This window comes from Pseudoalteromonas sp. OANN1 (genome assembly GCF_024124685.1).
Classification (GTDB): domain Bacteria; phylum Pseudomonadota; class Gammaproteobacteria; order Enterobacterales; family Alteromonadaceae; genus Pseudoalteromonas; species Pseudoalteromonas piscicida.
This window is the reverse complement of the sequence record NZ_JAMXSE010000005.1, coordinates 66,430-84,440: the sequence shown is the minus strand read 5'-3', so window position 1 is coordinate 84,440 and position 18,011 is coordinate 66,430. Positions and strand designations below refer to the sequence as shown.

Sequence of the window (18,011 nt, the reverse complement as noted above, 5' to 3'; positions counted from 1 at the left end):
ACATTCTTAGGGTTTCTCGCAAAGTCGCTAGCCGCCTAGATGCAATTGTTGTAAAATGTCGGCGTTTCTAAGCAAATCTATCTAGCAACTTTTGAGGAAAACCTGTGAGCGAACAAAAACAGTCTCTTAGTTATAAAGACGCTGGCGTTGACATCGATGCGGGCAACGCATTGGTCGAAAGAATTAAAGGCGTAGTGAAAAAAACTCGTCGCCCAGAAGTAATGGGTGGTATTGGTGGTTTTGGTGCACTATGCGAACTCCCAACCGGATATAAAGAGCCTGTTTTGGTTGCTGGCACTGACGGTGTTGGTACTAAGCTACGCTTAGCTATCGATTTGAAAAAGCACGACACAGTAGGTATTGACCTAGTTGCTATGTGTGTTAACGATCTTATTGTCCAAGGCGCTGAACCCCTATTTTTCTTGGACTACTATGCTACAGGCAAGTTAGACGTTGATGTTGCAGCGGACGTAGTATCTGGTATTGGTAAAGGCTGTGAACTATCTGGTTGTGCGCTTATCGGTGGTGAAACGGCTGAAATGCCAGGCATGTACGAAGGCGATGACTACGATATGGCTGGTTTTTGTACTGGTGTGGTAGAAAAGTCTAAAATCATTGATGGAACTAAAGTTGCGGCTGGCGATCAGCTAATTGCATTGGGTTCAAGCGGTCCACACTCAAACGGCTACTCTCTAATCCGTAAAGTACTAGAAGTATCTGGCGCAGATACTAACGCAGAGTTCGAAGGCAAAACTCTAGGCGAACACCTGCTAGAGCCAACCCGTATCTACGTAAAGCAAATCTTAGCGTTATTAAAAGAAGTTGATGTTCACGCGCTTTCTCACATCACTGGCGGTGGCTTCTGGGAAAACATCCCTCGCGTGCTCCCTGAGTCAGCAAAAGCGGTAATCAAAGGTGATAGCTGGCAATGGCCTGCAATCTTCAACTGGTTACAAGAAAACGGTAACATTGCAACGCACGAAATGTATCGCACATTCAACTGTGGTGTTGGCATGATCTTAGTTGTTCCTGCTGACAAGCTTGATCAAAGCCTTGAAATCCTGAAAGCACAAGGCGAAAACGCTTGGCACATCGGTGAAATTCAAGACGCTCAGGCTGGTGAAGAGCAAGTTGAGATCTTAGGTGGTGCCGAGTAATGGCACCCACTCGCCTTGTTGTTCTGATTTCTGGTAGTGGTTCAAATTTGCAAGCAATCATTGATGCTTGCAAAGCGGGCTATATTCAAGGTGAAATTGCTGCCGTTATTAGTAATAAAGCGGACGCATACGGCCTAACCAGAGCGCAAGAGGCTGGTATAGCAACATCTGTTTTAGACCATAAGCAATACGCTTCTCGTGAAGAGTATGACGTTGCGCTTGGTCAACTAATTGATAGCTTTACACCAGATTTGGTTGTATTAGCTGGATTTATGCGTATTCTAACTCCAAACTTGGTGCAAAAATTTAGAGGAAAAATGTTGAACATTCATCCTTCTTTGTTGCCTAAGTATCAAGGGCTGAACACCCACCAAAGAGCAATCGATGCAAACGATGCAGAACATGGTGCTAGCGTTCACTTTGTCACAGAGGAGTTAGATGGTGGTCCTGTGGTCTGTCAGGCCAAGGTCACTATTCTTCCAGATGATACGGCAGAGTCACTGGCGCAACGTGTGCATAAGCAAGAACACATTCTTTATCCTTTGGTGGTCAAATGGTTCAGCGAACAAAGACTAACAATGGAAGCAGACTATGCTGTTTTTGATAACAAAACCTTACCAGTTCAAGGTGCGCCGTACCCAGAAAAATAAAAAATGGAGCGCTGTGCTAATTGGTATTAGCGCTCTACTTTCCACTTCGACATTCGCAAACTCACTCACTGAATATCACGCCGAATACCAAGTTTCACGCAAAGGTAAGGTTCATGGAAGTGCCACGCGAGACCTTACAAAAATAGCGGACGCAACATACGCTGTACGTTACAAAAGCGATATCGAATGGATGATTTTTTCAGACGTAAGAACTGAAGAATCATTGTTTAAAGTCGCTGAACATACCGTCAGCCCACTACATTATAGTATGACCCGTGAAGGGACTGGTCCAGATAAAAGCTACAAAATTAAGTTTGATCACCAAAACCAAGCAATTACCTCCAGTGAAGAAAAGTATCCATTGAAAGTGAAATGGCTTGAGAATCAGCAAGATTTAATTAGTTATCAAGTACAGCTGCGAGAGGATTTAAAGGCGGGAAAGACCAAGTTTAGCTATCCTATCATAGACAAAAAAGGCGACCAGCGAAGCTATGATTTTGAGGTGGCCGGCGAGGAAATGATCACTCTACCTTTTGGCAATGTCAAAACCATCAAAGTTAAACGCGTTTATGATGATAGCGATCGTCAGGCCATTGCTTGGTTTGCACCAAGTTATGATCATATGCTGGTTAAAATGTACAAAGGTAAAGATGGTATGGAGCAGTTTCAGATTGAGCTTAAAACCTACCAACCTAAATCAGAGAGTTGATAGCAACATCGTTGATTCATCACGGCGGCTCAACTAAGCCGCCTTTACTTACAAAAACTCAGAACTACACCTTCTCACCTAATTTGAATAAAGCAAACTCACCGGGCTCAAGCTTCTGCCACTGTTCATCGTTGGTCAGCGGTCGAGTTGCAATAACAGTGACAACATCATCTGGTGTGGTTTCTTTTTGGAAATCTACCACCATATCCGCATCGATTAAGGTAGCCTTACCAAATGGGGCTCTACGGGTTATCCAATGTAGGTTATTGGTGCAATACGCCAACACATAAATGCCATCGGTTATCAACATGTTGAATACCCCTTTGTCTCTCAATGTGTGCGCTAGCTTTGCGATATACCTGAAAACTGAGACCATGTTTGACGGGCGACTTGGGTATTTTTCTCTTACTTTGTCCAAAATCCAACAAAAGGCAAGTTCACTGTCTGTGTTCCCAACGGGTCGATAGAAGTCAGTTTTTAAATCTTTATAGTCCGAAAGCTGACCATTGTGAGCGTAAGTGATCTCCCGACCCCATAATTCTCGAGTGAATGGGTGGGTATTTTCAAGACAAGTTCGTCCCCTATTTCCCTGTCGAATATGACTTATTACGGACACGCTTTTAATCGGATATGCTTTGACCAATTTAGCAATTTCAGACTGACAGCTAGGTTCAGGATCTTTAAAGGTTCTACATCCTTTCCCCTCGTAAAAGGTGATACCCCAGCCATCTTTATGAGGACCCGTATTGCCACCGCGCTCCAACAAACCAGAAAAGCTAAAACAAATATCCGTCGGTACGTTCGCCGACATCCCCAAAAGCTCACACATAAATCACTTAAACCCTAAATATCATAAAGTTATGATTAAAATACAAATCACAAATATCAAAAGATCACACGCTTGGTCACACTTATGACTAGTAGCTCGATTATCTTAGATAGTCATACTACTGAATTATTGGCGGTAAGTTTATCATGTATTTCTGTGTCTTTACTTTTTTAAATTCAACTACTTTGAGAGCGGTATTAATGCGATTATTTTAAATGACTATCGGGCTCTTCTCATCTAGAAAACACTTTATTGGTTGAGAACCTTAATGACCACCCCAAGTAAATTCCTAGTTGGATCACTTAAACATAAAGTAGATTACGAACTGAGAGTTACTTCGCAATATCTAACCAAGTGCCACCCGTAAGCGTATCTAGATCATGCGCTTTTAACTCAAAAACCGAGTTGGGCGTGCCAGCAGCAGCCCAAATACGATCGTATTGCTTTAAATCTCTATCTATTATCGTCAACACAGAGTCAGTGTGCGCCACAGGAGGCACACCGCCAATGGCAAACCCGGTTTTTTCCCGCACAAAGTTTGCGTTCGCTTTTTCGAGCTTTACATCAGGGCCTGTAGACCTTTTCTGTATTGCTATCTTTAAATATCAGAGACTTGGCGATTTGAGACTCAGTGCAACCAATCGCATTTGCAGCATCTTTCGCGGTACGAGTAGAGTCTGCAAGCTCTGTAACTGTGAAGTGATGCCCATGACTGGCTAGGAACTCTTGAACACGTATTGATGAGGGTTTTAACGACTGTGACATTCAATTGCTCTTCCATGCTGTGGTAGTTAAAACCAATCTAACAGCTAGTGAGCTGATTTTAAACATCCAGTATGTTTTATACTATTTGTGATATGAGGTTAACTCTATCTCGGGGTAGCATTGAAAAATATCCGAGTATCCCATTAATAGGAACTCGGATTATAGCTGTATATAAACACTCAAGGTATTAAGTAAAGTCTATATTGTTACCACATGCCACTGGTACGCAAGGCTAGCGCCAGCCAATGAGCATGCTAATAAAAAGTTCATTACCTCTTTTGAGCTAAGTGAGCGAGACTCCCGAGAAAAATGCTTAGCATGTAATCTCATACCTAATGGTTGCAATTCTTTTTCATGTTTTGGCAATGCAATCAATCCAGCAAGTAGCATGACTAAACAAAGCATATAACTACCTTGCACGATAAAGAATAGAGTAAGTGAAAATGCGGTGATAGAAAAAATCCAAGAAATGAATTTGAACATAGCAGCTCCGTTTGCTATCAGTGTTACCAGTTTGATTTTACAACCATCTCGCTGGCTAGTTTCTAATTTTAATACGGAGTTTAGAGTTATTAGTTTAAAAGCACAAGCAGACTAAAGTATTAGCCCTTATTTTCGAACAATGACTTCATAAACTCATAGAATGCCTCTGCTTTGCGTGTCTTCAGCGAGTGTTGAGGCCTGACAAACCAAATAGGTGCGTCGTCACTTTCGAGACAACCTGGAATTATAGGCACTAACTCACCTCTTTTTAGGTTATCTCTGATGGCAATGTGAGATTTAACTGCAATACCATGCCCAGCTAGGGCAGCAGAAGTCATATTGTCTGAGTTTGAAATCGTAAAACGAGTTTTTGCGTTAAAGTGTACAATTCTACCGTTTGGTTCTTTTAACTTAAATTCTCGTTGCCAAGGTAAGCATACAAAAAAGTGGTTTTGTAATTCGCTGATATTATCAGGCATGCCATAGCGGTCAATATAGCTCGGCGCTGCACATAATATCCGATGGTTATCGCATAGTTTTCTCGCCAACAACCCAGAATCAGCCAATTGTCCAACGCGTATCGCTACATCTTGAGCACCTTCAACTATGTTTACAAACTGATCGTTGATCAGGAAATCGAGTGCTAATTGCGGATGCGCTTGCTCAAATTGACTTAGATTTGGCATCACAAATTGTGAAAACACCCAAGGCGGCATAGTGACACGAAGTAACCCGCTCACCGCTGAGCCCCTTGCACCTATTTCGTGCTCAGCATCATAAAGCGCCTCTAATATATGCTCCACCCGCTCTCTAAAAGTACTTCCGGCTGGGGACAATGTTAGCGTACGACTATCTCTAAACAGCAAAGTCGTGCCTAAATGTTGCTCTAACTTATTAAGACGATGACTAACTGTCGCGGGTGAGAGTCTCAACTGCTTCGCAGCATTAACCACTCCTTGATGTTTAATAATAGCCAAGAATGTTTCGAGTTCAGCGATTGAATACATGTTGATTTAATTTTTTCGAATCTTGCTTTCGAATATGCACGCTTTGTTTAAATTTATCAAATAAATATACTGCTTCTCATCGCAACTAAATTGGAATTATCAATGAAGCGCACCTTAATTAGTCTATTCGTTATATTAGGAGGCCTAATGCCGAATATTAGCCAAGCCAACTCAAAGGTTGAACGCCCGGAAGTTATTTTCTTCGATGTCAATGAAACCTTACTTGATTTAGAGTCAATGAATAAACCGGTTAGCCAAGTTTTGGGTGGTGATGAGTCCCTATTACCCCTTTGGTTTTCCACTATGCTACATCACTCGTTAGTGACTACGGTAAGTGGTGATTATCAAGATTTTGGCAAAATAGGCGTTGCCTCGCTACAAATGGTTGCAAAGAACAAAGGCCTAACGATAACTGACTCACAAGCTAAACAAGCAATCGTGCCCGCCCTGCTCTCTTTGCCCCCGCATGAAGACGTCATTCCAGCGCTAAAGCGGCTCAAACAAGCAGGCTTTAAACTCGTGAGTTTAACCAATTCATCGAATGCAGGAGTTAAAGCGCAGTTTGAAAATGCCGGTCTAATCACCTATTTTGATCAACGCTTGAGTATTGAAGACATTAAAGTGTATAAGCCCGACCTTAGAGCCTATGAGTGGGCGTTACAGCAACTAAATATTCGCCCAGACCAAGCGCTAATGGTGGCGGCTCACGGCTGGGATGTTGCCGGCGCTAAAGCCGCGGGCATGCAAACTGCGTTTATTGCAAGACCACAAAAGCAACTTTATCCACTGGCAAAAGCACCAGATTACGTGCTACCGGACTTAACAAGTTTGGCTGACGAGCTCGCCACCTCTGGAAACGAGTAACATTGGAAATGTATCAGCTGGTACCTTAGTACTAGCTGATAAAAATGCTCGGCATGCTTTATCTACACAATAAATGTACTAGATTTAAGGAGGTAAATCGAAGGAATAGCCTAAATGAACATAAATAAAAACACCCACATTGTGATCTGGATAATCATAGGTGTTAGCTTAACTATCCACGGCGCATCCCTTTTACTGAGCAATACGCTTCTTAATAATATAACTTGGCCGCTGATAGAAGCGCATGCAGTGGTTGAAACCTTCGGCTCCGCTGTTGCCCTTTTTATTGCATTGGCCCTGTTATTTTTTGAAAAGTACAACACCGGTACAAGTTTTAATATCGAAATAGCCACGGCGCTGCTAGTAATGGGGATCTTAGATGGATTCCATGCCGCCGTAAATGTTGGCCAAACCTTCGTTTGGCTTCACAGTATCGCGACTTTCTTTGGTGGTCTCACTTTTATCACCCTGCTTGCTCACAACCGATTTACTTGGTTTAAAAACCGCTATTGGCTGATCAGCGCATGCACAGCCGCTATCATCATCGGCACCATGAGTCTAGCTTACCCTACGGATTTACCACACATGGTTGAGCAAGGTCACTTTACTGGTACAGCGATGGCACTCAACGTCATTGGCGGTACTATGTTTTTTGTCGCCGCAGTTAAAATTCTCCTTGTATATCGCGACTCTCATAATGTGAGCGATTTGCTCTTTTGCTTACATTGTTTCCTATTTGGCGCAGCCGCTATTATGTTCGAGCAATCCAAGTTGTGGGATACCGCATGGTGGGGTTGGCATATTTTAAGGTTAATGGCCTATATCGTCGCTTTAGGGTTTTTACTAGTTGAAGGAATGCAAATCTTACAAGAATTAAAACAACATAAAGAGCAGTTAGAAGAGTTAGTGAGTGAGCGCACTCGCTCACTCGTCGAGACCAATCAAAAGCTAGAAGAAACCGTTGCCTATCTCAACCGTACTCATACGCAATTGCTTGAGCGAGAGAAAATGGCATCGCTTGGCGATTTGGTTGCGGGTGTTGCACACGAAATCAATACCCCCATCGGGATTGGCATTACCTCTACCACTTATCTGCAGCAGCACTTAGACGACCTCACCATGAAGTACCAAACCAAAGTGCTCTCTACCGGAGTATTGGAGGACTTTATTTCAGATTCTACTGGCGCTTGCAAACTGCTATTAAAAAATCTCCAACGCACCGCTAATTTAATTAATAGCTTTAAGCAAGTCGCTGTCGATCAATCTTGCGAGCAAGTGAGGGCCTTTAATGTCCATGATTATGTTCAAGAGATCATCGCGGCGCTCAATCCAGAGATTAAAAAGCATGACCATAAAATCAAGTTTCATTGCGATCCCGGCCTTATCGCCACGACCTATCCCGGTGTTATTTTTCAGATCATTTCGAATTTAGTCGCAAATTCCATTGCACATGGCTTTAAAGAGTCAGAGCAAGGTGAGATCACCATTGAATTCTTTAAACATGATGAACACATTGAGCTTATTTATAAAGACAATGGTAAAGGCATGTCGGAGCTTGAATTAAGTAAGTTATTCGAGCCATTTTATACCACCAAAAGAGGAAGTGGCGGTATGGGACTTGGCGCTTATATTATCTATAACTTGGTGACTCAAGGGTTAGATGGAGATGTACACACCGTCAGCGAGCCCGGCAAAGGACTCGAATATAGGATAGCATTTGCTAATAAACAAGCAACGTCATTAAAAGTCGTTTCTTAACCGGATGACTGATTGAGTACTGCCACAATAGTCAGTACTCAATACTTCTATAATAATTAAATTAGAAAAATCCTAAAGGACTGGTGCTATAGCTCACTAAGAGGTTCTTGGTTTGTTGGTAATGATCCAGCGCTTTTTTGTGAGTTTCTCTGCCAATACCTGATTTTTTATAACCACCAAATGCCGCGTGTGCAGGATACATATGATAACAGTTAGTCCACACGCGACCCGCTTCGATTTGGCGACCAAATTGATATGCGCGATTCATATCTCTAGTCCACACCCCGGCACCTAAACCAAACTCAGAGCTATTCGCCAACTCCAACGCCTCCGCTTCATCTTTAAAAGTGCATAAAGAGATCACCGGACCAAATATTTCCTCTTGGAATACCCGCATTTGGTTGTGCCCTTTTAACAGCGTCGGCTGAATATAAAAGCCTTTGTGATAACCCTCGCCAAGCTCCGCGACTTCGCCACCGATTAACACTTCCGCCCCTTCCTTCTTGCCAATATCAATATAGCTAAGGATTTTATCAAATTGAGCTTGTGAGGCTTGAGCACCAACCATGGTCTCTGTATCAAGCGGATTGCCGCGTTTTATCGCCTTAGTGCGTTCGATGACTTTGGCTATAAAGTCATCGTATATATCTTCTTGCACGAGCAATCGCGATGGACAAGTACATACTTCGCCTTGGTTAAAGTAGGCCAGCACCGCGCCTTCAATACACTTGCTTAGGTAATCATCGTCAGCTTGCATCACATCACTAAAGTAGATATTGGGTGACTTACCTCCTAGCTCCACCGTTGAGGGAATGATATTTTCAGCAGCACATTTTAGAATGTGAGAGCCCACGGGAGTCGAGCCTGTAAACGCAATTTTTGCGATACGTGTACTCGTAGCAAGCGCTTCACCCGCCTCTTTCCCAAAACCGTTTACGATATTAACCACGCCATTTGGTAATAAATCAGCGATAAGTTCCATCAACAACAAAATAGACGCAGGCGTTTGCTCCGCAGGCTTTAGCACTACGCAGTTTCCAGCAGCGAGAGCGGGTGCCAGTTTCCAAGCAGCCATAAGTAATGGGAAGTTCCATGGGATGATCTGTCCCACAACGCCCAGAGGTTCATGAAAATGATAGGCCACGGTTGACTCATCAATTTCACCAATGGCTCCTTCTTGAGCACGAATACAACCTGCAAAATAGCGGAAATGATCAGCAGCGAGCGGAACATCAGCGGCTAGCGTTTCACGTACAGCTTTACCATTATCCCATGTTTCGGCTACCGCTAGGTATTCAAGGTTTGCTTCTATTCGGTCTGCGATTTTGAGTAATATATTGCTTCGTTCAGTGACCGAAGTTTTACCCCACGCCGCCTTTGCAGCATGGGCGGCGTCAAGTGCCAGTTCAATGTCTGCATCATTTGAACGCGGGATCTGACAAAATACTTCGCCATTAACAGGACTAATATTGTCGAAGTACTGGCCGTCAACGGGTGGCGTCCACTCACCACCAATAAAGTTTTGATATTGCGACTTAAAGCTGACGATTGCACCTTCAGTATTTGGATTTGCGTATATCATTTTTACCTCTGCAACTTGTGTTATTTATTTGGGCTTCATTCGTCCCAATTTTGTTTTTACTAATATTTGACATTAGCCAAGTTCACCTTTAAAAACTTAACTTAGGGTCTCGGAATGTATACGCACAGTCCAAAAATAACCGAGAAGGAGTGCATTGTTTGCAGATCTCTAAACATCGCAGTCGTGTCGAACGCTTAGTTGAAAACAAAATAAGTTTTGCTGCCAATCAGGTAGAGCTTAGCGTCTATGACACATACGAAAGTACCAATAGAGTCAAACTCGCCTCTAATGAAGTGTTGTTTTGTGCGATGATCACTGGTAAAAAAGTGATGCACGTAGACAGTTGTGACTATCACCAGCCCTTTTTACCTCATCAAAGCTTCGTATTGGCACCAGAACAAACCGTATTTATAGACTTTCCCGACGCCAGCTTATCCGCTCCCACCACCTGTTTAGCAATCGAGATCAGTCGAGAGAAAATTAATACCGTGAGCGAGAAGTTAGCGCTTTCGCTTCCTAGTGATTTTAATTATCAAAAGCAGCTGGTTCACACCGAGCATAACTGGCAAACCCAGCACTGCTTGGGGCGATTGCTCCATCTATTCAGTGAGAATGAGGCTGAGCGGGGGTACTTTATCGATTTGGCAATGGACGAACTAATTGCAAGACTACTACAGCAACAAAGCCGAGATCTGCTGTTAGGCGCAGTAAAACAAACACCTGATCAAAATGGTTTGTATCAAGCGATGCATTATTTGGAGACTCATTTAGACGAGCCACTAGATGTAGAGAAGCTTTGTAAACTTAGCTGCATGAGTAGAAGTCGCTTTTTCAATCAATTTAAAAAGTCATTTGCGACGACGCCACAGCAGTGGCTCCAAGCACGGAGACTAACTGAAGCAAAGGCAAAACTAAAAGCTGGAATTCAGATCACCGCAATTAGCTTTGCACTCGGCTTTAAGCATCCAAGCCAATTTAGTCGAGCGTTTAAACAAGCCTTTAATATCACGCCGAAGGACTATCAACTTCAGGCACTAAAAGCCGATAAAAACGACTGGTTACTCCGTTAGTCCAACCAAAGCCCTGTTGCACCACGTATTCTCCGCCACTTGCCTGTTTATCCGGTTCAACCACATTATACTTCTCAAGCAAACAACTGGCTTGCTCAAAGCCGGTTTCAACAGCATAAAGCCATGCTTGCATAATCTTCTTCGCGAGCTGATTTTGACCATATGCCCTTAAGCCTGACACCGCAAACCACTGCAGTGGTGCCCAGCCATTAGGACTGTCCCACTGCTGTGAAGTAGTGACTAAGGTACTAACCAATCCGCCTTGCTGCAAAAATTCTGCCTCGAGTTTTTTGCCAATATGCTCTGCCTGCTCAGGTGTAACCAACTCTGCAAACATAGGTACAACGCCCGCTAGAGATTCAACGGAGGTACGCGCATAATCATTAAGATCCACATCGAAAAACCAACCTTTTTTATCGCACCAACAATATTTCTGTATCAGTGCACTGCGATTTGACGCTAAATTGGCATAGTACTGCGCTTGCGTTAGCTCGTTTAATTTCTCAAAACAACGTGCAATTTGCGACTCAAGCAATACCAATAGTGCATTTAAATCCACTGGGATAATGTCTGTTGTACGAATGCTCGCTAAATCGTCAGCGTTTGCTAACCAACGGCTACTAAAGTCCCACCCCGACTCACAAGCCGCACGAATGTGCTGATAAAACGTTTCGCTGTCCGTAACCGCTGTGGCTAATTCTATATCCTCAATAAAAGACTCTGGGCGCGGCGCTGCAAGCGGATCCCAGTAGCGATTCAGTGTGCCCCCACATGGCATGTTGACGACTCGGTACTGCGCTTTTTTATCTGTGCAACTCAAACCCTCTCCGGTCTGCCAAAACTGATGTTCTTTCAGTAATGCCTGAGTAACTCGCGTCAGCCACCGCTTATCATGAGATTTTTCCTGCCACAGTAAATCAACCATTAATGCTGTTACAGGTGGCTGGGAGCGGCTTTGGTAATAATCTCGATTACCGTTAGGTACATGTCCAATACGATCAATAAGACTTACAAAGTTATCTAACATTCCCTCAACGAGATCGCTTCTGTTCGCATCCAAAAGCCCGAGTGCCGTAAAGTAGCTATCCCAGTAATAAATCTCATTAAAACGTCCACCCGGTACGACATACGGATGAGGTAAAGGTAGCAAGGAGCCTTTAGCAACGGTGCTCGGCTTTCTAGATAAACGCGACCACAGCGCACTGATATACTGCTGTGCACTAGGAAAATCGGGTAAGGCATCTAATTCTTTGTTGGCAACAAAGTCAAAATGCGCATGCACAAATCTAAGTAATGCCTCTCCCGTCGGCTTTTGCATCACATACTGGTTTTCTATCTCTGCGAGCGGAATTTTTGCGATGGCATCTGCAAAAACCTTACTGTCTGAAAACAGGCCAGCGCTTTGCACCGCCTTAAAAATCTCTGTGGAATAAAAGTTTGATTGGTACTGCATGTAAAACCTCAGCTCACCTTTTGTTGGCTTGGTGTGTGAGCATGATTTGATTGACTAGACTCACTCATCGATTTAAAGAAATATAAACACACAGCAATCACCAGCATGGGAATAAGTGCCCCATAAAACGCTTGTTGACCACCAAAATGTTGAAATACCAAACCTGTGATCATAGAGCCCGTGCTACCACCCAGCGCTGAAAATACAACGATTAGCCCTGTCATCGACGCGTGCTGTGTAGTGGGTAAACTACTTAGCATTACCGAATTAATCACTGGATAAATAGGCGCCATAAAAAGACCGATCAGCGGCATCAGAAAAGCCACAAGGGGTGCGTCAAATAACGAAGAAATAAGCGTTTTCTCAATACCCTCAGTCATCGGTAACGTTAAAATCACTAATCCTGCCATAGCGGCAAGGCAAACATTTAACACCACATACCAATGTACTTTGGTGAGCACAATGCCGGCACCGAGCCGACCGAGTGCTAAGCAAGCAGCAAAAACACTGGTAATTTGCACGCTAATATTCACCGGTAATGACAAGATCTCATTATTAAAAGTAGGCAGCCAAGTGCCTATACTCTGCTCTATCAATACGTATAAAAATGCGGAAATCACAAATACCAGCACAAGCGGCTTAGCCACAAGCTTTAGCATAGCCATAAATGCAGAGACACTAGACTCGGTGGCTTGCGTTGGCTCAGGCTTTGCAATTGGGGAAACCCAAACAATAAACGCGGTGAAAGCACTCAGCACAGCTAACACGAAATAGACGTTTAACCAGCCAAGAGAGTTATCGCCGCTGTCAATAAACGCCGCAAAAATCCAATAACCGCCGAGGACCCCTAACATAAACACGCCCTCAATAAAATTAAGCAGGCTTGAATGTTGATTGCTTCCTTCAGTGACTTGGCCAACGAGCGCATAAACCGACACTTTGACCACCGCAAATGCCGCACCCACGCAAGCAAATACTAGTTTAAGAATCCAAAACTCAGCGACCATAGGAGTGATACTGCAAATCAATGCTACACCCGCAAGCACAGCGGTCAGAGCGATTTTAAATCCGACCCTAGGGATAACCGACGCAACTAGAAATGAAACGATGGCGATGGGAAGATCTTTAAATGCCTCTAAGGTGGCGGCCTGCGCTTTTGTAATGCCAAAGCTATGAATAGACTGCAAGATGACCGTCCCTACGCTATTGAGCAAAATAGCAAATAGGAAGTAACTAACGGCCATGGCAAGTATGATACGTGCTCGATTCATTGTTATTCTCGTTAAAACACTGTGATTCCTTTTTAGTCTAGACAGACTTTCTTATTTTTGCAATCGTTTGCATTTCAAATCACATCAATACAATTTAAGCTAATGATTGTTATCGCATATTGTGCTGCGTTAACTAGATTGTCTGATCACCAATGAGGACGGCACCTCTTGAGAAGCACATGTCTCACCACTTAGCTGAGAGAGCAGCTTTTCCACCAATAACTGTGCTGCCGCGTTGGTGTCTTGTTTAATCGTAGATAGCGCAGGGAAGCTGATCTGTGCCATGGCAATATCATCAAAGCCGACTATTCGTACGTCATTCGGCACGCTAACATAACGCTCTTTTAGGGCTTTTAGTGCTCCAAGCGCGACCATATCACTACATGCAAAGATCCCATCAAAGGTTAATCCTTGTGCTCGCAACGAAGCGTTTATACTCGCGTAGGCAGCCTCTGAGGTAATGTCGATTTTAATCATTTTCGCTTCTACCTTGGCTTTTTCCACCGCATGGCAAAATCCGCGATAGCGCTCACCAAGTTCGGCATGACCCGGATCGCCCAAAAATAGAAGTTTAGACGCTCCCCTGGCAATTAAGTGCTCCGTTGCGTTAAGGCCACCAATAAAATTGTCACTCCCAACGATAGGATAATTTGCAGAAGTTTTAGGGTCGCCCCATACCACGATCGGCGTGCCAGCTCTTGCAGCACGCTCAATTCGTGCTTGCTCCTTGCCTTGGCCGACGACAATAACTCCATCGGCTCGACGGCCAGAAATAAAATAACCATGCCAGTCTTCCCCCGCCATATAAGAATTGGAGAGCAATAACTCGTAGCCTTTTCGGTTCACTGCACGATTAATATCGCTCACTACTTTAAGTAAAAATGGGTCGTCGACGGATTGTTTGGTTTCGGCTTCGAGATTGATAATAACGGCAATGACTTTGGTTTTTTGCATCCGTAAGCGACTAGCCGCCGCGTTAACACTAAAGTGATGCTCTTTTGCAAGCGCCTGAATGCGCTCTCGAGTTTCCTTTTTTATCAGAGGGTTATCATTGAGTGCACGGGAAGCTGTGGAGGTAGAGACGCCAGCTAGCCTTGCTAGATCCGATAGCTTTAATTGTGTTGTTCCCATCGCAAACCCCTTCTTAGCACACGTTATTACATCGCTATTCTTACAATTTTTTGATACTTAAACCATAACTAATTGAATCTCCTACCCTAACCAAGCAGAAAAGATAAGCAATCACTGTAAATTTGTAACGCCTTACATCATTTTATGACAAATTTTTAAACAACATCATTGCAAACGTTTGCATTAAGATCTATTTTAAAAAATAGACAGTCGTTAAATACCAGTCTATGACAACAACAAGAGGGCTTTAGCCGTGATAAAAACTAACTCCTTAAGCTTGATCGCTGCTGCTATAACGCTTGCGTTAAGTGCGTCAGCTCAGGCTGAACAACAACCGAACAATAACAAAGAAAAAGTAGAAACCATCATTGTCTCAGGTACACCTGGTGGCGCAGGGATCAGAAAAATTGATGCAAGCTTTGCTGTGACTAACATCGATGCCGTGCAAATTGATAAGCTCGCCCCCAAAAGTACCGCTGACTTGCTTAAAGCGGTGCCTGGTATCTGGGTTGAAAGTTCAGGAGGTGAATCCGGTGCCAACGTTTTTGTTCGCGGCTTTCCAGGCGGTGGTGATGCACCATTCTTAACGGTTAGTTTGCAAGGTAGTCCTATCTATCCCGCGCCAACGCTCTCATTTTTAGAAAACACCTCGATTTTCAGACTCGATGAAACCATCAGTATGATGGAAGGCCTGCGTGGTGGACCAAACCCCGTGGTGTCTAATGGCCAACCGGGCTTAACAACTAACTTTCAACTTAAACGCGGCCAAGCCGACACCGAAGGGACGTTTAAATACACCACCACAGACTATGGTCTAAACCGCATTGACGGCGTGTTAAGTGGTGAGATCTCCAATGACCTTTACTACATGGTTGGCGGTTATATCAAACGCTCTTCTGGGGTCCGTGATGCGGGCTTTACCTCAGAAAAAGGTCATCAATTCACCATAAACCTAACCAAAGAGTTTGCTGACGGTGAGTTTAACCTTTATACCCGTCAAACTGATGACAGAGGCGCATGGTATCTGCCAACCCCACTTAATGTGGAGGGTGTGGATGCAGGCTTTACTCAGCTGGGAACGAATAATCGCAAGGCGATTATTTATGTCGGTGATGAAAATGCACCGATGAGCGTAGATATGGGTGATGGTCGTGGCTGGAAAGGCCATGTTTCTGGAGGTAGCTTAAAAGTAGAATTCAAAAACGGCTGGCAATTAAATGACCGCTTTAGCTTAACGCAAGGCGATGCAAATACACTAGGCCTTGTGCCTGCTGGCAGTGCGATGCGTTTAAGTGAAGTGGCGGACAATGGTGAAACCGCAACAGGTAGCGTCACGGGCGATGAATACGCGGGCGATACTATGGTACAACAATATGGTCGCTGGGTTGTATTAAAGGATATCGAAGCTTTCACCAATGACTTAGCCTTAAGCAAAACCTTTGGTGATTGGTCAAGTGCCTTTGGTATTTATACAGCAACTACCTCAGCAAAAGATTGGTGGAGCTTAGGTAATACCGCCTACCATGTGTTGGAGCAAGGTGGCGAAGCATTGAATGGTATCGCGTGTAATAGCGATGTTGCGGGTTGTGCCTTCAACTACGACATTAACAGTTCTGGTGATGCGACAACATGGGCCATCTACACCACCCAAAGTTACCAAGCAACGGAAGCCCTTAAGTTAGATTTAGGCTTACGTAGCGAGCAACACGAGGTTGAGTATTCGGTCGACGAAGGTTTAGATGGGGCTATCACCAAAGCGGTTGACTATGATGAGCGCAAAACTTCATGGACCTTAGGTGCTGACTATAGTTTGAGCTTAGATTCAGGTGTTTTTGTGCGTATGAACAAAGGCTACAAAATGCCTTATTTCGACGACTTTAGAGACAATTATAGCACCTATGAATCGGGCGAGTCGCTGATTAAAGAAGTCACACAAGCTGAGCTTGGCTATAAATATATGGGTGAAACCGGCGACCTGTTTGTTACTTTATTTACCAACGAAGTAAAAGGCGACACGTTTGTAAGACGCCCAGGAGTACCTGCGGAAATTCTAACCAACGAAGCAACCGGTGTAGAACTTGATTACAGTTACAACCATGAGTCGGGCCTATCGGTAAACTTGAATGCCACATGGCAAGACACTGAAATTACTGAAAGCCCGACCAATGAAGGGAATAAAGCGCAGCGCCAACCTGACTGGATGCTGCGTATTACACCGAGCTATGACTTTGAAATGTCGGGTATGTACGCCACCTTGTATGGCACACTCTCTGCTGTAGATGACCGTTTTGGCGATAATGAAAATACTGTCGTGTTAGAGGGCTACGAAAAGCTTGATATTGGCCTTATCGTAGAGCCAACAGAGGGCGTAAAATTACAACTAGCGGTAGATAATCTTACTGATAAACAAGGGATCACCGAGGGGGATCCACGTAACCCAGATTCACCTAACGGCCGCTATATCATGCCAAGGAGTGTGAAATTTAGCGTTGCGTATACGTTCTAGTTGCTGTAACTAAGCGTTTAACATAGCGCTGCCTGCTTATATCAAATCTCTAAGGCTGGTAGCGCTAAAAAGACCTAATACGTTTATTGTGTGCAAATACACTTCAGAACACCGCCTGCGGCCCTAAACCTTAGTTATTGTGCCAAGAGAAACCGCCACCAACTTTTCTTCGTCACCGCTTTTCGCATATACCTTACATTCGCATGTCGCCTGACGTTTACCCGAATACAACACGGTTGACTTCGCGATTAGCTTATCACCAATAGCGGGTCTAACATAATTCACTTTATACTCTGAGGTAACACAGCTACCAAGCACCGACGCACCAGCAAAAGTAATACAATTATCAGCTAGATAGCTAACCACGCCGCCATGTGCAAAACCATAGTTTTGTTTAAGATCATCTCGAATAGCTAGGCTTAACTCAGCAACGCCAACCTCAAACACCTCCAACTCAGCGCCTAACAATAAACTAAAAGACTGCTGTGCTAGGATCTCCTTTCCTTCCTCTAACATAGTATTGCTCAACTTCTTCTCCTTCGTAATATTTACGCTCAAATAGACTCTAGGTCACGAATAGTCTTCACGTTTATAGGTAAACGAGTTACAGCGATATGATTAGCTCAACACGACTCAAAACTGGAATCGAGATATTGTCTATCACTAGACTCCCATAGGTTAACCACAATGTAAACAAGCAGTTATATCAATCGCTTTACGTTATGCTGAATGAGTTTCAATATAATTTAGGACGAGAGACTTAAAACAAAAAAGCC

At 43.8% G+C, this 18,011-nt stretch carries 17 protein-coding genes; 7 read left to right on the top strand and 10 right to left on the bottom strand.

Features of this window, described 5'->3' with window-relative positions; all coding sequences use genetic code 11:
- Nucleotides 1-104: 104 nt before the first annotated feature.
- Genes purM through NH462_RS06345 form a run of 3 tightly spaced genes read left to right on the top strand, consistent with a single transcriptional unit; the run spans nt 105 to nt 2,516 of the window.
- Complete coding sequence (purM, locus tag NH462_RS06355) at nt 105-1,157, top strand: phosphoribosylformylglycinamidine cyclo-ligase (protein WP_010373886.1); 1,053 nt, start codon at nt 105-107, stop codon at nt 1,155-1,157.
- Nucleotides 1,157-1,807, top strand: a complete 651-nt coding sequence (gene purN / locus NH462_RS06350; protein ID WP_253104931.1) for a phosphoribosylglycinamide formyltransferase — start codon at nt 1,157-1,159, stop codon at nt 1,805-1,807. The genes purM and purN overlap by 1 nt, the downstream gene beginning before the upstream one ends.
- Nucleotides 1,808-1,820: 13 nt before the next feature.
- Complete coding sequence (locus NH462_RS06345; protein WP_019647394.1) at nt 1,821-2,516, top strand: DUF3108 domain-containing protein; 696 nt, start codon at nt 1,821-1,823, stop codon at nt 2,514-2,516.
- A 64-nt stretch (nt 2,517-2,580) separates the two neighbouring features.
- On the opposite strand, the gene NH462_RS06340 is transcribed toward NH462_RS06345, so the two are convergent.
- From NH462_RS06340 to NH462_RS06320, 5 genes are all read right to left on the bottom strand, one after another.
- Nucleotides 2,581-3,345: a class II glutamine amidotransferase gene (locus NH462_RS06340; RefSeq protein ID WP_010605063.1), complete on the bottom strand. Its 765-nt coding sequence runs from the start codon at nt 3,343-3,345 to the stop codon at nt 2,581-2,583.
- A 332-nt stretch (nt 3,346-3,677) separates the two neighbouring features.
- Nucleotides 3,678-3,878 (bottom strand): YbaK/EbsC family protein, encoded by a 201-nt coding sequence (locus NH462_RS06335; RefSeq protein WP_253104928.1) that lies wholly within the window; start codon nt 3,876-3,878, stop codon nt 3,678-3,680.
- Nucleotides 3,879-3,909: 31 nt separating this feature from the next.
- Entirely contained in the window at nt 3,910-4,110 is a 201-nt protein-coding gene (locus NH462_RS06330; RefSeq protein WP_253104925.1) for a hypothetical protein, read from the bottom strand.
- A 198-nt stretch (nt 4,111-4,308) separates the two neighbouring features.
- On the bottom strand, nt 4,309-4,593 hold the full coding sequence (locus tag NH462_RS06325; RefSeq protein WP_010373877.1) for a hypothetical protein: 285 nt from the start codon (nt 4,591-4,593) through the stop codon (nt 4,309-4,311).
- A gap of 119 nt (nt 4,594-4,712) precedes the next feature.
- Complete coding sequence (locus NH462_RS06320; protein ID WP_010373875.1) at nt 4,713-5,600, bottom strand: LysR family transcriptional regulator; 888 nt, start codon at nt 5,598-5,600, stop codon at nt 4,713-4,715.
- Nucleotides 5,601-5,747: 147 nt separating this feature from the next.
- Here NH462_RS06320 and NH462_RS06315 point away from each other — a divergent pair, with 147 nt between their 5' ends.
- Entirely contained in the window at nt 5,748-6,464 is a 717-nt protein-coding gene (locus NH462_RS06315; RefSeq protein WP_010373873.1) for a haloacid dehalogenase type II, read from the top strand.
- Nucleotides 6,465-6,578: 114 nt separating this feature from the next.
- Nucleotides 6,579-8,222, top strand: a complete 1,644-nt coding sequence (locus NH462_RS06310; RefSeq protein ID WP_253104922.1) for a HAMP domain-containing sensor histidine kinase — start codon at nt 6,579-6,581, stop codon at nt 8,220-8,222.
- Nucleotides 8,223-8,283: 61 nt separating this feature from the next.
- On the opposite strand, the gene NH462_RS06305 is transcribed toward NH462_RS06310, so the two are convergent.
- Nucleotides 8,284-9,804, bottom strand: coding sequence for an aldehyde dehydrogenase family protein (locus tag NH462_RS06305; RefSeq protein WP_253104919.1), 1,521 nt, complete (start codon nt 9,802-9,804; stop codon nt 8,284-8,286).
- 158 nt (nt 9,805-9,962) lie between these two features.
- On the opposite strand from NH462_RS06305, the gene NH462_RS06300 reads away from it, so the two are divergent.
- Complete coding sequence (locus NH462_RS06300) at nt 9,963-10,874, top strand: AraC family transcriptional regulator (protein WP_253104916.1); 912 nt, start codon at nt 9,963-9,965, stop codon at nt 10,872-10,874.
- Here the strand turns inward: NH462_RS06300 and NH462_RS06295 are convergent.
- From NH462_RS06295 to NH462_RS06285, 3 genes are all read right to left on the bottom strand, one after another.
- Nucleotides 10,810-12,327, bottom strand: coding sequence for a trehalase family glycosidase (locus tag NH462_RS06295; protein ID WP_253104913.1), 1,518 nt, complete (start codon nt 12,325-12,327; stop codon nt 10,810-10,812). The genes NH462_RS06300 and NH462_RS06295 overlap by 65 nt on opposite strands.
- An 8-nt stretch (nt 12,328-12,335) precedes the next feature.
- Nucleotides 12,336-13,598 (bottom strand): MFS transporter, encoded by a 1,263-nt coding sequence (locus NH462_RS06290; protein ID WP_253104911.1) that lies wholly within the window; start codon nt 13,596-13,598, stop codon nt 12,336-12,338.
- 129 nt (nt 13,599-13,727) lie between these two features.
- The gene (locus NH462_RS06285) at nt 13,728-14,729 is read right to left on the bottom strand and encodes a substrate-binding domain-containing protein (RefSeq protein WP_010373864.1); all 1,002 of its coding nucleotides are present in this window, start codon (nt 14,727-14,729) and stop codon (nt 13,728-13,730) included.
- Nucleotides 14,730-14,982: 253 nt separating this feature from the next.
- Between NH462_RS06285 and NH462_RS06280 the strand changes: the two genes are divergently transcribed.
- Nucleotides 14,983-17,235, top strand: a complete 2,253-nt coding sequence (locus NH462_RS06280) for a TonB-dependent receptor (protein WP_253104907.1) — start codon at nt 14,983-14,985, stop codon at nt 17,233-17,235.
- Between the two features lie 123 nt (nt 17,236-17,358).
- Here NH462_RS06280 and NH462_RS06275 read toward each other — a convergent pair whose 3' ends face one another.
- Nucleotides 17,359-17,763, bottom strand: a complete 405-nt coding sequence (locus NH462_RS06275; protein WP_223193607.1) for a PaaI family thioesterase — start codon at nt 17,761-17,763, stop codon at nt 17,359-17,361.
- Between the last annotated feature and the right edge of the window lie 248 nt (nt 17,764-18,011).